Genomic DNA, 15,132 nt, shown 5'->3' with positions numbered 1-15,132 from the left:
TTTCGAATTTTGTCGTCTATCTAATAAATTATTTTATATGACAACACTTAAACCACTTCATACTTTTCATATTCCAGTTATGGGGCTAGCCTATACAATTGATAGTCCAATACGAGTGGCAAAGTATGGCATATCGTCTGTTATTTCGATTATGGATGATGAACTTATCGAAAAAATGAATGCTTTTTACAGCGCAAAATTTGATCTGCCTTATCAAGAAATAACTCAAAAAATTCATGATTATCGTGCAGAACGTATCACCTCTTATTTAAACTTAGTAGATAAAATTGTTAAGGAAAAATTCGAAAATTTTAAAACAGAACTTTCTGAAAGTAAAACAGCATTAGAAAATTACATCACAATGTTATCCGATAAATCAGGTATTAAAGCTGGTTTGCAAAACATGATGGATGATGGATTAGCGTTAAAGGAAACAATCAAAAACTATCTTGAAGAACATTTAACTCCTGGCGATATCGATGTAAATATCATGACAAAATTGGATAAAGACAATTTTATAAAGGAGGAACAATTGCCTATTATTTTTAATGATGCACATGCAGCACTTCGAGGTTTTGCTAATAGTACTTTAGAATCATCAGTTGTTTTATCTGCTGGTATGAATCCGAGATTATACAGTTATTTTGAAAATTTTTCTGCTTTCTTCCCTGATTTAAATGACAAATTAAAAAAGAAAATTACATTGAAAGTAAGTGATTTTCGTTCGGCTATGATTCAAGGTAATTTTTTAGCCAAAAAAGGACTTTGGGTTTCCGAATATCGAATAGAATCAGGACTAAACTGCGGCGGACATGCTTTTGCTACAGAAGGGTATCTGTTGGGGCCTATTTTAGAAGAATTTAAACAAAAAAAGGAACAATTAATTCAGTCAGCACATGAGTTAATGGTTAAGGCTTTGGGTCAAAAGGAAATGCACATACCTCAAGAGCCTTTAGATTTAAAAATAACAGTACAAGGAGGAGTGGGAACTGCTGAGGAGCATGATTTTCTTTTAGAACATTACAAGGTAGATTCTGTTGGTTGGGGTTCACCGTTTTTGCTGGTTCCAGAAGCAACCTCAGTAGATAAGCATACAAGAGCATTGTTGGCAGGAGCTAAAGAGGAAGACTTATATTTAAGTCATATTTCACCATTAGGAATTCCTTTTAATACGTTACGCGGAACTACCAACGAATTATTAAAACAAAAAAGAATTAATGAAAATAAGGCTGGGAGTTCTTGTCCAAAACGTTTTTTAGCACTTAGCAAAGAATATGATGCAAAAGGGATTTGTACCTCTTCAAAAAAATATCAAGATCTAAAATTAGACGAGTTAGAATTACAAAAAGAAACGCTTTCTGCAGAAATTTTTGAAAAAAAGAAAAATAATATTACCGAGAAAGCTTGTCTTTGCGTGGGTTTAGCTAATGCTTCTTATCTTGAAAATGATATTAAAATAAAAGGTCAAGCGCAAGGTGTCATTATTTGTCCTGGACCTAATATGGCCTATTTTGATCATGAAGTTTCACTGTCTCAAATGATGCAACATATTTACGGTAAAGTATCTGTATTAAACACAACAGATCGTCCTAATCTGTTTGTAAAAGAATTGAAAATGTATTTGGATTATTTACAAAATGAAATCGAAACTGTTTCTGATGAAATTACTGCTGCACAAATAAAAAAATGGCATGCCTTTAAAAATAATTTAATCATCGGAATTGGTTATTATGAAGATTTATTTTCAGGGAATTCTTTTTTTCAAAAAACTAAAAAGGAGATTTTAAATCAATTTGAGTCCTATAAACAAGAGTTAATTAAGATTGTTATTCCAGAATTACAGTTCGTTTAATTTGGGCTAAGTATTTGTTTTAAATAGAATAATTTATTTCTGAAATTATTCTATTTAAAACAAATTTTCATATCATAATTTTGTAATTTCGCATCGTGAGAAAAATCATATTCATAGTGGTATTAATCCTGCTTATAAAGCCAATTCTTCCGGTTTTAGAGTATGTGGTAAACTATGATTATATCTCAAAAGTACTTTGTATCAATAAGGACAAGCCCATGATGCATTGTAACGGAAAGTGCCACTTAATGAAGGAGCTTGCCAAGGCTTCTGAATCAGAAAAAGGAAAAGAAAAACATATTTTTTTCTCTTTTGAAAATAACATCCTTTTTTGTAACGAAATTCAATATAATACCCCTTTTGTTTTTTATAAAAACTTTATCAAAAAGAATTTTATTTCTAATAAAATAATCTACACATTCTCCTTGGCTAATCGTGTTTTTAGACCACCTCTCTTTATTTAATTTTTGGAATAGTTTCTTCTAAAATTCAATAAAATTGGGTTTAGTACTTCTTTTTGTACTTAACCTTAATTTTGTAGAATGCCTCTCTATATAATAGGTTTATTAGATAACTATGACCTTTATGGTTTAAAAAATACAATTATTCTTAATCTTAAGTCTCATTGATTTTCTAGTGTTTGTTGCGATATTGATATAATAGAATTTTTATAGATTCTCATTATAAACAGTAATGCTACAGGTATGTAGTGTTTTATTAGTTTTTATACAGAAATGTAAATAACAAATAATTCTGCTACATCGTTTGCTATGATATTAAGATGCTTAGCTGAAATTAATAAATAATGAAATCCTTTCAATTTTATGTAATTGCAATTTTAATTGCAGTTACTCATTCGTGTACTTTAAATAAAACAGATTACGAAGCCGAAATAAGTACTGATGTTACTGAATATTATGAGTTTAAAGAAGTGTCTGTGTCTAATGTTGGTGCTTATAAAGTAAGTATCGAATCATTAAATGGAACTTTTTACAAAGGCTATAATGAAATTCGTGTTAAGATTTTAGATACTCAAACCAATCAATTTATAAAAAAAACAGCAGTGAAATTTTTACCTATTAAAACTGCTTTAAATTCTGAAAAATCCTCTTGTCCCCATGAGTATCAACTAAAATACAAGCCCAACGAAGAATATTATTTGGGATATTCTGTTTTTTTAGAAGAGAGTGATGCTAGTATAAAATGGAAAATATACATAGATTTTACAGTAAATAATGAGTCTTACACTGTTGCGCCAGATGTTGTTATAAAAGCACAGCCTAATAAAAATCTGAATATGACAACATTTAAAGGAAAGGACGGAAAAGAATATGTTATCGCTTTACTGTGGCCTCAAAAACCAAAAATTGCAGAAAATAAATTAGTTGCAGGAATTTATCAATACGATCCGCCTTTAAATTCTCCGGGAGTTTTTCCCGACCCATCACAGTTTTTATATTCTCAAGTAAAAGGCTATAGCTTACTATTAGATCCAAGAATGCCAGAACCTTCCATGGGAAACCACTCGTCTATTAATAATAAAAATTTAGTTCAGCAAGAAGATGGTTTGTATTATGGAATTGTGAATTATACTATGACGGGCAATTGGACATTGAATTTTATAATGTTAGATCAAAACGGAAAAACCATCAAAGGAACGCAAGTTTCAAATGAATTTACGCCAGGAATTGAAGGAGCAAAAAGTGATCTTTTTATTAATATCTTATTCTAATTGTAATGCGATTACTAACAATAGTTTTGCTGTTTTTTCAAGTAGTTGTTACTGCACAAAATACACCAATAAAAAAATATACTATCATTGTTCTTAAAGAAGTAAAATTAATTTCAGCTACCAAAAAGAAAATAGAAACAGCAATGAAAATGGCAGTTTCTGTTGATGATTTTTTAGCTTCTTCTAGCAGTATTAGTTTTATAAAAAGAGGTGCTTATGCCTGGGAACCTTTATTAAATAATATGAGTACGGAGCGTTCTGTTGTAACTATTGATGGCATGCATATTTTTGGTGCTTGTACCGATAAGATGGATCCTGTTACGTCGTATTTAGAAAGCAATACTCTTTCTAGTATTGATATAAAATCAGGTCAAGAAGGTAGCTTACACGGCGCAACTATAGCAGGAAGCATTGATCTAAAGAGAAAAAGTACCTCTTTTGGTCTTGAAAAGAAATGGAACGGAGCCTATCAAACCGGTTTTGAATTTAACAATAAACAATTTTTCAATCTAGGAAACGTATCGTATTCTAGAGAAAAATTGGTCTTTGACGCAAGTATATCCTACCGTGATGCGGGTAATTATCAAGATGGAAATGACAATGAAGTTAAACATTCTCAATACCATAAATTCAATACTTCATTGGGATTAGCATTTAAAACCAGTGCGTTGTCATCGGTTAGAGTTGAAGCTATTTTTGATGAGGCAAAAGACGTTGGTTTTCCTGCATTACCAATGGATTTGTGGCTTTCTAGAGCATTAATTACTTCAGTTTCTTACAAACAATTGTTTGAAAAAGGATTAATACGAGTTTTAGATACTAAAATCTATTTTAACGCTATAGAGCATTATATGGATGATACTACAAGACCAGAAAATCTTGTTCACATGGACATGCCAGGTTGGAGCACAACTTATGGTTTGTTGTCTAAGGCTAATCTTAAAAAGGATCGTTTCTCATCGGAAATTCAACTGAATGCCTATAATAATTTATCTATTGCAGAAATGCGAATGTATCCGCAAGACCGCAAAAATAGAACTATGTTTGCTTATAGTTGGCCTTCTGTAACTACCGCTTTTACAGGAATAGCAATGAATAATTCATGGGAGTTCTCCGAAAAAAGTCAACTGAATTTTGGAGGTTCTTTAGGGATGAATTATAATTATTCTAAGTATGTCGAATTTAATTGGATTTTTCATCCTGGAGCATCTCAAGAAAAAACTAGAATACTTCCCAGTTTGCATACCAGCTATCAACTTAGCGTTGCTAATTTTAATTTTTCAGTAGGAACGGGCTATGGAGAACGGGCTCCATCAATTTCTGAAGGGTATGGCTATTATATTTACAATAGTTTTGATCGCTATGATTATATAGGAAATCCTGATTTGAAAAATGAAATATCTTATGAAGGTAATGCTAGCGCAGGTTTTAAAAATAAAAAATTAAACATTCAAGCTAAAGTAAATTATTTCTATATAGAAAATTATATTATCGGTAGAATTTTAAGCCTTGGAAGTCCTATGAATTATCAATCAATTGGAGTAAAAGGATATACACAATTAAACCATTCTACGTTGTTTAATTTCTCTTTAAATTCAGAGTTTGCTATAATGCCTAATCTACATTGGAAAGGGATTTTAACCTACGCGAGAGCAAAGGATGATGAAGGTAAAAACTTGCCATTTATTCGCCCACTTAGCTACCAAACTTCTCTTCATTACAAATTCAAAAAGTTTGGTTTTCAAACTTTATTGAATGGTGATTTTGAACAAATTAATTACAGTCCAGAATATGGAGAAGATCAAACGCCTAATTACATGATTTGGAATCTTTCTGCAGATTATACTTTTAATATCAAAAACAAAAAAACGGTTTTTCAGGTTGGTGCAGAAAATATATTGAATGAATATTACAGTACTTACGCTGACTGGGGTAATATTCCAAGAATGGGACGTAATGTTTTTACCTCTTTAAAATTTAATTTTTAAAATGATCAAATCTTTTTTTAGTGTATTTATGTCCGTTTTGTTCTTGCTTATTACCTCTCAGCAAGCACTAGTAATTTTGCGCTTCAAACTCAATCAAGATGTTATAGAAAAAGAATTTTGTGAAAATAAAAATCGTCCAGAATTGAATTGTCATGGAAAATGCCATTTAAAAAAAGAATTAAAACAAACTGAAAGTAAAGATTTAGAGCTTAAAAATTTTTATAAAAACTTTGACTTGACTTTTGTTTATAGAGCTGATTTTGTTTTTAAGGCTCCTTATTTTATTGCGTTTCCTAGAAAAATTGGTTACGCAGAAATTCGACATTCTGAACCTTACTTAGATATTTTTGTTCCTCCACCGCTTGTAGTTTAAGGAGTCAAAAGATTGAATAATAATTACAAAAATGAATAAAATACAAATAGTTTTAAAAATAAATAAAAATGAAAAATTTAAAAAAATATCTTTTAATGCCAGCTATTCTTTTAGCTGTTGTTTCTTGTAGCAATGATGATGAAAATCCGGTAGCTAATAGTGTGGCATTAAAGTTCAATAATACATTTGATAATACAACAATTATTCTGGGTGATGCGGCTTCTACGACGACTTCTGTAAAGACATCTGGAGCAGGACAAGTGCATCGCTTTTCTGAGTTGAAATATGTAATAAGTAACATTCGTCTTGTAAAAACAGATGGAACAGAAGTGCCTTACAATGTAAATAATCTTGATAAAGGTGCGGTGATTGTAGATCAGTCTAAAGCGGCATCTTTAAACTATGTTATGAGTAATATACCAGTTGGTGAGTATGCTAAAATAAAATTTGGATTAGGTGTTAAACAGGTTTTAAATGCCTTAGACCAAGTAAAATTTCCAAGTTTTTATGCTGCTGCTGGTGCAAATGATACTGAAATGATGTGGGAATGGAGTACTGGATATCGCTTTACTAAATTAGAGGGTTTTTATGGGGCAGACAATAAACAAATGTCTATTCACACCGGAAGTACTGTAGAAGGAAATAAAGTAGATGCGACTTCTTATGTTCAAGGTGTTGATGCTTACAGAGATATTACATTAGAGCTTACAACTAAAGCTATTGTAGGTAAAAATGCACCAAAAATAACTATCAAAGCAGATTTCAATAAACTATTAAGTGGTACTACAGTAATTACTTTATCAACTGGAACAAGCGGAAGCAGTAATGCTACTCCTAATATTCATACCGCTTTACAAATGGTAAAATTTGTTGATAATTTAGGAGGGAATGGCACAACTGATGTAAAAGGTATGTTTTCTATTCTAGCGGTAGAAAACTAGATAATAAGTTTTAGAGCCGTTTAAAGTTGAAAAATAGAACGGCTCTATTTCTAATTTTATTCATACTAAATTTTTCTAAAATGAAAAAAATAATATGCTTTTTAAGTTGCATTGTCTTTTGTATTTCCTGTAGTAATACCGATGATTATGAGGCCATTTTTTTAGAGAATGAAACGATTGCTTTAGAAATTCCGGTTGGTTTTCCTGCATTAAACAACGCATTTTATACAAATCGACCGACAAAACTAGGTGTTGAATTAGGTAAAAAATTATTCTCTGATAAAAGATTTAGTGCTAATAATACTATTGCTTGTGCGAGTTGCCATATACAAGCTAATGCTTTTGCAGACAACAATGCTAAAGCTATAGGGATTTTTGCAAGGATAGGGCTTAGGAACACGCCGCCTATTCAAAATATGGCGTTCCTGAATTTTTACAATTGGGATGGAAGTAAATTACAATTAGAAAAGCAATCTATAGTTCCTATAATAACTCATGAAGAGATGAATTCTTCTATTATAGAGGTTATTGACAAAATTAAGGTTGATAAAGCGTACAGAGATTTATTCAAAAAGACTTTTGGAGACGAAAATATTACTCCAGAAAGGATTTACAAAAGTATTGCCCAGTTCGAATACACACTTATTTCTGCCAATAGTAAATATGATAGAGTGAAAAGAAAAGAGAATGAATCTTTTTCAGTTTCTGAAGCTCGTGGATATCAAGTTTTTCAAGAAAAGTGTAACAGTTGTCATAGTACAGAATTGTTTACGGATCAGAGTTTTAGAAACATTGGTTTCCCGTTAAATACAGATTCTAATGAAGGAGGAAGAGGAAGGGTCACTGGTATCGAGAAAGACTATATGAGTTTTCGTGTTCCTACTTTAAGAAACATTGAAGTTACTGCTCCTTACGGGAGTTTTGGACAATTTGCTACTTTAAGACAACTATTAGATTATTTAGATAATGGTGTGATACTAACGGATAATTTAAATCCCATTTTTAAAGAAAATGGAAATAGAATTCCGCTAAATGAACAAGAAAAAATAGATTTAATTTCATTCATGAAAACATTGACTGACACTCATTTTTTGGGTGGTGATTGAGATTAAAAAGTTTTTTTCTAAAATGTGATGAAAAAGTATTGCATAAAAAAAAAGGAACTCAATTGAGTTCCTTTTTTTTTATCTTCTAAATGAAGTTTTATTCTTTTAATCTGCAAGCTTTTACATCACCATCAACTACTACTTCTGTCATGCCAAGAGCAGCTAAATTTTTCATGGCTTTATCCCATTTTTTTCCGCTTAATTCTGATTTGGTTTTTAATAATCCAAATTCCATTTGGTTGTTATTGGTTTGCAGTAATGCTACAATTAATTTTTCATCGTCTTCTAATTCAATCTGAACTTGTTTCTTTTCAGGTCTCATCTGAGGAAACAGTAATACTTCCTGAATAGAAGCATTATTGGTCAAATACATAATCAAACGATCCATACCAATTCCCATTCCAGAGGTAGGTGGCATTCCGTATTCTAAAGCTCTTAAAAAATCTTCATCAATAATTCCCGTAGCTTCATCGTCTCCTTTTTCGGCTAATCGCATTTGGTCTTCAAAACGTTCTCTTTGATCTATTGGATCATTCAATTCAGAATAGGCATTGGCCACTTCCTTACCGCAAACCATTAATTCAAAACGCTCTGTCAATTCTGGATTATCTCTATGTTCTTTGCATAATGGTGACATTTCTTTTGGGTAATCAGTAATAAAGGTTGGTTGAATATAATTTCCTTCGCATTTAGCACCAAAAATTTCATCAATCAATTTTCCTTTACCCATCGTAGCATCAACGTCAATTCCCATTCCTCTTGCAGCCTCAAAAAGTTCCGCTTCCGTTTTCCCAGAAATGTCAAAACCAGTAAAATGTTTAATAGAATCGGTCATTGTCACACGAGCGTAAGGTGCTTTGAAACTAATTTGGTGTTCACCAAAAGTAACTTCCGAAGTTCCGTTTACGGCCACTGCGCAATATTCTAATAGCTCCTCGGCAAATTCCATCATCCAGTTGTAGTCTTTGTAAGCTACATATATTTCCATGGCAGTAAATTCTGGGTTGTGGGTTCTATCCATTCCTTCGTTACGGAAATTTTTAGAAAACTCATAAACCCCTTCAAAACCACCAACAATTAATCTTTTTAAATACAATTCATTTGCAATACGCATGTATAACGGAATGTCAAGTGAATTGTGGTGTGTAATAAACGGTCGTGCCGCTGCACCACCAGGAATAGGTTGTAAAACAGGGGTTTCTACCTCAAGATATCCAGCATTATTAAAAAAGGTACGCATGGCGTTAAACAATTTTGTACGCTTAATAAATGTTTGTTTTACATGCTCATTTACAGTCAAATCTACGTAACGCATTCTGTAACGCAATTCGGCGTCATTAAATGCATCGTGTACTTTTCCGTCCTCATCTACTTTTGGTAAAGGTAACGGACGCAACGTTTTGCTTAAGAAAGTGAAAACATCAACACGAATGCATTGTGCACCAACTTTGGTAGTAAACAATTCTCCTTCTATTCCTATAAAATCCCCAAGATCTGTTAATTTTTTAAAAACCTGATTGTACATGGTTTTGTCTTCCTCTGGACACAAAACATCGCGATTCACATACAATTGAATGCGTCCTTCACTATCTTGCAATTCAGCAAAACAAGCTTTTCCTTGGTCTCTTACACTCATCAAACGGCCAGCGACGATAACCTTCTTTCCGTCTTCAAATTGCTCTTTTATCTGCTTCGAAGTATGATTTACAGGAAAAAGATTAGCAGGATAAGGATTGATTCCTAAGTTGCGTAGCGATTGAAGTTTTTCTCTTCGGATGATTTCTTGTTCAGATAATGCCATTGTGTTCTAATTTTTAAGAATGCAAAGATAAGTTTTTGTTTTTAAGTATAAAGTTTAAAAGCAAAGGTTTTGGTTTATAAGTATCAAAAAAAAAATACAAATTAAGCAGTTCTAAGAATGCCTAATTTGTATTTAAGTTGAATTAATTTAAAAGTTCGTTTTTAGCGAATCAAGTCTTTTACTTTTGTTCTGCTATCGTTGCTTTATTAAGTTTTATAATTCTTATTTTTTTATTGGTATTGTCTGATAAAAAGATACGATCCTTGTATTGTGCAGTGCTAATTATAGTTCCAAAGGAATTATTGCCCATAATATCAGATGCATTTACTCGTGGATTGTAAGTTTGCCCTATGAATTCATTTATAGGATACAAGCGCAATAGGTTTGAATTCCCTACACTTTCTGATGCAATGGCCCATTCTGTTGTAAAAGTGATTGCTACAGGTCGGCTTTCTGAAAGGGCTATTTTTGCTGGTGCCAAAGCAGTTGTAGGTGAATTTGCAGCGCTATTTCGAATTGCTTTGATAGGATAATACAAATAACCTTCTGCATTTCTACCGGCAACTACTAGATTTCCTGAATTTATATCCATCGAATAAATTTCGTCAAAACCACTGGTTGTATTTAATTTTGCGATTGGCGTTAAATTCCAATTGCTAGTTTCGGTGATTTGTGAAGTTTCAAACACTTTGATTGATTGTTCTTTTTCTTTAACAAAGACTAATCCATCTTTTACTGTAACACCAAATACGTGTACAAAAGTAGTCCACCATTGACCATTTCCTAAAGTATTGATTCCGTTAGTTGTTTTTTCATCCATCACAAAAAGTCTAGAATCTACACTTCCTAAGTAAATTCGTCCGTTATCAATAGAGATCGACGAAAGTTTACTAAAGGGTATGGTTGTAGAACCTTTGGTATAATTGGCTATTGTTTTGATGTAGGCCAAAGTTTCTGCATCAAATATTTCTAGAACATCTCCGTTGCAAATGTATAATTTGGAGTTCGAAACCGCAATTCCTTTTGGATCCAAATTTTTAGTTCCATCTCCAATTTCAGTAGCCGAGATACTAGTATCTTCAGTAGGGTAATAATAATTATAATTCGTGGGAGTATCTGTTTCTGAAGAGTCTTTGCTACAATTAGTCAGTAAACAAAGTAAGAATATATAGGAAATTATTTTTTTCATTTTGTAGGTATTTTTTAATTCCATTTCCCTGTTCCTTTGTATTTTAACAAAAATGGATTATTGGCATTTATTTTGAAAACTGGTTTTTTATAAGTTGTGTTTAGATATTCTTTTTTAGTCCAGCTTTTCAAAATTTCTGGATCTATAAAGGGTAAGTCGTTTATATGAATCAAGTATTTGTAAAACTGGGTTAACATCTCTTGTTGGCCTCCACCTTCGCCACTGTTCGCTAAATTACTACTATGGCTGTATCCAGTATGGTGAGAATATTCATGAGACCAAACTGACATTTCTCCTGTCCAATGTCCTGTTATGTATCCAGATTCCCATTGTGATGCTAAAGCGCCACCTCCCAACGCAGAATCGCCACCAACCATTGCTATATGCAGATTTCTATTGTCAACATAATTTTTATATTGTTGCTCTATTTCAGCTTTCGAATAGTAATCATAATTTCCGTCAGCATCCTCAGCGTTTCCATGCCAATCTAATGCGCCATTGATCGGTTTTCCAGCTACAGCTGCTTGTTCTTGTTTGTATTTGTCAAAATTTACAAAAGTATCATAGTAAATGGGATGACTCAAGGCATAAGAATAATTGATGATCATAGTGATCGCTTCCTTAGCTAATACAGGATTCATAGGCAAAAACCTTCCTAATTCGGCCAAATGATAACCATCGTGAAATTGAACCAATTGAGAAGATTTTATTTTTTTGAATTTAGCATATAAGGGATCCGTAGATTCTACCGAAAATTCGATTGAGCCAGATGAAAACCCTGTAATTTGATCAATAGTTACTGTTTTGCCAGATTCTAATAAATAATCATTTTTCCCAGCCACTAAAGGAATTTGATGAAAAGAACGATGAAAAGCAGGGATGTTTGTAAAATGATAAATGACAAATCGTTTGTCGTAATTTGGTAATTTTGCGTAAATTTTCACATCAGATAATCCTACAGGAGAGTAAAGAGATATTTGTACGGAATCCTTTGTTTTTTGAATCACTTGTAAAGGTTGATTTACCCTAAACCATCGATCGCTTTTGTCATACATTTTTGAAGGATTTTCTGAGTCTTCAAACATAGTCATTGGTCGATTTTCTTTAGGAAGTTTAGATCCGTCAATAGTTGCTTTGTAGTGGGGCTCATAAGCAGCATAATTGGTGTCGCTGTCGCAACTACTAAGTATTAAAAATGGGGTGATTAATACTATAAGTAAAATTTTTCTGTAGGTTTTTTTCTGCATTTAATTAATTTAAAAAGGTTTTTTTTATTTATATTTTGCAAACTTCGTTCTTTTTTAATTAAACTAAAATTTGGTTTTAAATTAATTTTTTTTTGATATTTTTAATAGGAAAAAAATTAATATTGTTTTTTTTTAATACATTTTGCTTGCTGCTAATAAATATATTGGTAATGTGTTATTTCTGTTTCAAAAATTGAAATGTATTTTTCTTTTTTAAATTATAAATGTCAAAAATCAAAATCTTTTAATTGTCAGATTTTTGCTATATTTGGAAAAAAATTATGCGAAATTTGAAACCGTTTTTCTCCTTATTTTTAATATTGTTTTTTTCGGCTTGTCAAATGACTGAAACTATTTTTTTAAATCAAGATGGTAGCGGAACAATAACCACTCAAGGATTGCGCGATGAATCAAGTTATATGAAATTAGTTGGTGAAGACTATTCTAAAGAAAATAATTTTATAGATAGTAGCTATGTTTTTAAAGAATATATATCAAAATATCAAGAAAATTTTTCTAAACTACCCTTGCATGAAAAGTCAGTTTTTAATCAGTACAAAGAGGTGAATGTACATATCAAAAAAAACTCTTTTGATAAAGAATTCAGAACTGTAATTTCTTGTAAATTCGATAAAATCGAAGCTGTTCCTGACTTATATAAAACGGAAGAGTATGCAGATGATTTACGACATAATTATGCTTTGTCTGCAGAGGAGCATTATTATAAAGTAAGTTATTCTTTTGATGGAAATGTATTTAAAAGAAGCGTTACGATTACCGATGTAAAAGAATTAAAGAAACAGCAAGCAAGAATGATAGCATTATTAAAGCAACTTGGCGATGTAAAAATGAATCAGTCTTATGTTTTAGATTATCATTTTCCTAAAAAAATAAAATACGTTTCGAATACAGCAGCAATAATAAGTAATGATAAATTATCTGTTTCACTAAGGTTTCTTATATCCGATTCTTTACAAGATCCTGAAAGTACAACACTAGAAGTTGTTTTAGAGTAATGGGATTTTTGATTAGCATAGCTTTTTGATTACTATCCAAAATAATTAAAGATATTAGGAGTGAATTTTTTATTTAAAAATTGATTCCTCAATATTATCAAGCGATTGTTGATTCTTGGAAAAAACAAAATAATAAATTGTAAATTTGTCACTCACCAATGACAGAAACTAAATTGATTAATTTTTCTCTGTAATCACAAATGAATAAAACGATACAACTTCAAGATTTAGGAAATAAGGATTATAAAGCCACTTGGGAATACCAAGAACAGCTCTTTAAAGAAATTGTCGATCTCAAAATTAGAAATAGAAGAGAGGAACTTGATTTAGCAACACCCAATTATTTTTTGTTTGTAGAACATCCGCATGTTTATACATTAGGGAAAAGTGGAGATTTAAGTAATTTATTATTATCTGAGAAACAACTAGCTGCTAAAGGGGCTACTTTTTATAAAATTAATAGAGGTGGCGATATTACTTATCACGGTCCTGGTCAAATTGTAGGTTATCCTATTCTGGATTTAGAAAACTTTTTTACCGATATTCATAAATATTTGCGTTTTTTAGAAGAAGCTATTATTTTAACGCTTCAGGAATATGGAATTTCTTCAGGACGCAGTGAAGGAGAGACTGGAGTTTGGCTAGGTGTGGGAACTCCGTTTGCTAGGAAAATTTGTGCTATGGGTGTCCGTGCCTCACGATGGGTGACCATGCATGGATTTGCTTTGAATGTTAATGCCGATCTTGGATATTTTGATAATATTATTCCATGTGGGATTCGTGGTAAAGCAGTTACTTCTTTAAATGTAGAACTTGGTGTTGAAAAAGTAAATGAAGAAGAAGTGAAACAAAAAGTCTTGAAACACTTCAATGAATTATTTGAAGCAAAATTTGTGTAATAAAATCAATCAATTGGAATGCAATTATGTTTTTTTTGTTTAAAAATAACAAAAAAATAAAAATCATAATTCAAATTTTAATTGCTCTGGAAGCAACTTGAATGTCATTCTGTGGTATTTCGTTATTCCATACTTTCTAATGGCTTCTCTATGTTCTTTAGTAGGGTAGCCTTTATTCTTTTTCCAATTATACATTGGGTACTCCTCATGTATTTTATCCATGTATTCATCACGATAGGTTTTTGCTAAAACGGATGCAGCAGCAATACTCATGTATTTTGAATCTCCTTTGACAATGCTAGTGCTTGGTATAGCAGTTAATATTTTAATCTCTGATTCGCTGAATATTTTTCCGTTTGTTTTTACAAATCCTTTTTTCCTGATAAAAGGAGTGTTGCCATCTACAATTACATATTCTGGTTTTGGATTCAATTGTAATACACTTTGCTGCATTGCTTTTATAGAAGCATTCAATATGTTTATATGGTCTATTTCTAAAGGCTCGAGATGAGTTACCGCAAACGTTAGGGCTTGTTGCTCTATTAAAGGGCGTAATTGACTTCTGGTTTTCTCAGATAACTTTTTACTGTCATTTAGTATTTCATTTTTGAAATCATTCGGTAAGACTATTGCGGCAGCCGTAACTGGTCCGGCAAGACAGCCACGACCGGCTTCATCAGTTCCTGCTTCAAGATTTTGGGTAAAAAAATAAGGATGTAGCATAATTGTTGTATTTTATTACAAATAAAGTAAGTTTTGAGGAATTTAATGAAGAAAAATTATCATTTTAATCTTTCATTATTCAATTTTTTCACATGCCTAAAAATTAAACTTTATAAGAAAAGTATAATTTACATTTTTTTAACTGATTGTTAACGTCAGATTGAGTCATTATTGAGGTTTTCATAAAATTTTTATAATTTTTTTTTTACATTTTATGTTTTTTTAAACCTAAAATACTGATTTTTTGACAAGGTATTTTGATTAA

13 protein-coding genes are annotated in these 15,132 nt (G+C 31.5%); 9 read left to right on the top strand and 4 right to left on the bottom strand.

The annotated features are described in order from the left end of the window. The first annotated feature begins 37 nt into the window (after nt 1-37). The 7 genes from MW871_RS08590 to MW871_RS08560 all read left to right on the top strand — a co-directional run bounded on the left by MW871_RS08590 (nt 38) and on the right by MW871_RS08560 (nt 7,992). Nucleotides 38-1,852, top strand: a complete 1,815-nt coding sequence (locus tag MW871_RS08590) for a hypothetical protein (protein WP_248428261.1) — start codon at nt 38-40, stop codon at nt 1,850-1,852. Between the two features lie 95 nt (nt 1,853-1,947). After that, nucleotides 1,948-2,316 (top strand): PH domain-containing protein, encoded by a 369-nt coding sequence (locus MW871_RS08585; RefSeq protein ID WP_248428260.1) that lies wholly within the window; start codon nt 1,948-1,950, stop codon nt 2,314-2,316. Nucleotides 2,317-2,657: 341 nt separating this feature from the next. Next, nucleotides 2,658-3,584: a hypothetical protein gene (locus tag MW871_RS08580; RefSeq protein ID WP_248428259.1), complete on the top strand. Its 927-nt coding sequence runs from the start codon at nt 2,658-2,660 to the stop codon at nt 3,582-3,584. Nucleotides 3,585-3,589: 5 nt separating this feature from the next. Continuing rightward, nucleotides 3,590-5,572: a TonB-dependent receptor plug domain-containing protein gene (locus MW871_RS08575; protein ID WP_248428258.1), complete on the top strand. Its 1,983-nt coding sequence runs from the start codon at nt 3,590-3,592 to the stop codon at nt 5,570-5,572. A gap of 1 nt (nt 5,573) precedes the next feature. Beyond that, complete coding sequence (locus MW871_RS08570; RefSeq protein ID WP_188049558.1) at nt 5,574-5,945, top strand: hypothetical protein; 372 nt, start codon at nt 5,574-5,576, stop codon at nt 5,943-5,945. Nucleotides 5,946-6,013: 68 nt separating this feature from the next. After that, nucleotides 6,014-6,886 carry an MbnP family protein gene (locus MW871_RS08565; RefSeq protein ID WP_248428257.1) on the top strand — a complete coding sequence of 291 codons (873 nt, stop codon included), beginning with the start codon at nt 6,014-6,016 and terminating at the stop codon, nt 6,884-6,886. Between the two features lie 80 nt (nt 6,887-6,966). After that, nucleotides 6,967-7,992 (top strand): cytochrome-c peroxidase, encoded by a 1,026-nt coding sequence (locus MW871_RS08560; protein WP_248428256.1) that lies wholly within the window; start codon nt 6,967-6,969, stop codon nt 7,990-7,992. 97 nt (nt 7,993-8,089) lie between these two features. On the opposite strand, the gene lysS is transcribed toward MW871_RS08560, so the two are convergent. The 3 genes from lysS to MW871_RS08545 form a co-directional block, all read right to left on the bottom strand. Further along, the gene (lysS, locus tag MW871_RS08555; protein WP_188049561.1) at nt 8,090-9,793 is read right to left on the bottom strand and encodes a lysine--tRNA ligase; all 1,704 of its coding nucleotides are present in this window, start codon (nt 9,791-9,793) and stop codon (nt 8,090-8,092) included. A 178-nt stretch (nt 9,794-9,971) separates the two neighbouring features. Continuing rightward, a complete protein-coding gene (locus tag MW871_RS08550; protein ID WP_248428255.1) occupies nt 9,972-10,982 on the bottom strand; it encodes a hypothetical protein in 1,011 nt (336 codons plus the stop codon). Nucleotides 10,983-10,996: 14 nt separating this feature from the next. Then, nucleotides 10,997-12,229, bottom strand: a complete 1,233-nt coding sequence (locus MW871_RS08545) for a hypothetical protein (protein ID WP_188049563.1) — start codon at nt 12,227-12,229, stop codon at nt 10,997-10,999. A 281-nt stretch (nt 12,230-12,510) separates the two neighbouring features. Between MW871_RS08545 and MW871_RS08540 the strand changes: the two genes are divergently transcribed. After that, nucleotides 12,511-13,245, top strand: a complete 735-nt coding sequence (locus MW871_RS08540; protein ID WP_248428254.1) for a hypothetical protein — start codon at nt 12,511-12,513, stop codon at nt 13,243-13,245. Nucleotides 13,246-13,445: 200 nt separating this feature from the next. Then, complete coding sequence (lipB, locus tag MW871_RS08535; protein ID WP_248428253.1) at nt 13,446-14,144, top strand: lipoyl(octanoyl) transferase LipB; 699 nt, start codon at nt 13,446-13,448, stop codon at nt 14,142-14,144. A gap of 63 nt (nt 14,145-14,207) precedes the next feature. Here lipB and MW871_RS08530 read toward each other — a convergent pair whose 3' ends face one another. Next, nucleotides 14,208-14,867 (bottom strand): ribonuclease HII, encoded by a 660-nt coding sequence (locus MW871_RS08530; RefSeq protein WP_248428252.1) that lies wholly within the window; start codon nt 14,865-14,867, stop codon nt 14,208-14,210. Nucleotides 14,868-15,132: the final 265 nt, after the last annotated feature.

The sequence above is a fragment of the Flavobacterium pygoscelis genome (genome assembly GCF_023162025.1).
Taxonomy (GTDB): domain Bacteria; phylum Bacteroidota; class Bacteroidia; order Flavobacteriales; family Flavobacteriaceae; genus Flavobacterium; species Flavobacterium pygoscelis.
This window is presented reverse-complemented; position numbering and strand designations above follow the sequence as displayed.

Coding starts and splice junctions, on each gene's coding strand:
- MW871_RS08530 (WP_248428252.1), bottom strand. CDS start 14,867: ATGCTACATCCTTATTTTTTTACCCAAAATCTTGAAGCAGGAACTGAT.
- MW871_RS08550 (WP_248428255.1), bottom strand. CDS start 10,982: ATGAAAAAAATAATTTCCTATATATTCTTACTTTGTTTACTGACTAAT.
- MW871_RS08575 (WP_248428258.1), top strand. CDS start 3,590: ATGCGATTACTAACAATAGTTTTGCTGTTTTTTCAAGTAGTTGTTACT.
- MW871_RS08540 (WP_248428254.1), top strand. CDS start 12,511: ATGCGAAATTTGAAACCGTTTTTCTCCTTATTTTTAATATTGTTTTTT.
- MW871_RS08580 (WP_248428259.1), top strand. CDS start 2,658: ATGAAATCCTTTCAATTTTATGTAATTGCAATTTTAATTGCAGTTACT.
- MW871_RS08565 (WP_248428257.1), top strand. CDS start 6,014: ATGAAAAATTTAAAAAAATATCTTTTAATGCCAGCTATTCTTTTAGCT.
- MW871_RS08560 (WP_248428256.1), top strand. CDS start 6,967: ATGAAAAAAATAATATGCTTTTTAAGTTGCATTGTCTTTTGTATTTCC.
- MW871_RS08570 (WP_188049558.1), top strand. CDS start 5,574: ATGATCAAATCTTTTTTTAGTGTATTTATGTCCGTTTTGTTCTTGCTT.
- lysS (WP_188049561.1), bottom strand. CDS start 9,793: ATGGCATTATCTGAACAAGAAATCATCCGAAGAGAAAAACTTCAATCG.
- MW871_RS08590 (WP_248428261.1), top strand. CDS start 38: ATGACAACACTTAAACCACTTCATACTTTTCATATTCCAGTTATGGGG.
- lipB (WP_248428253.1), top strand. CDS start 13,446: ATGAATAAAACGATACAACTTCAAGATTTAGGAAATAAGGATTATAAA.
- MW871_RS08545 (WP_188049563.1), bottom strand. CDS start 12,229: ATGCAGAAAAAAACCTACAGAAAAATTTTACTTATAGTATTAATCACC.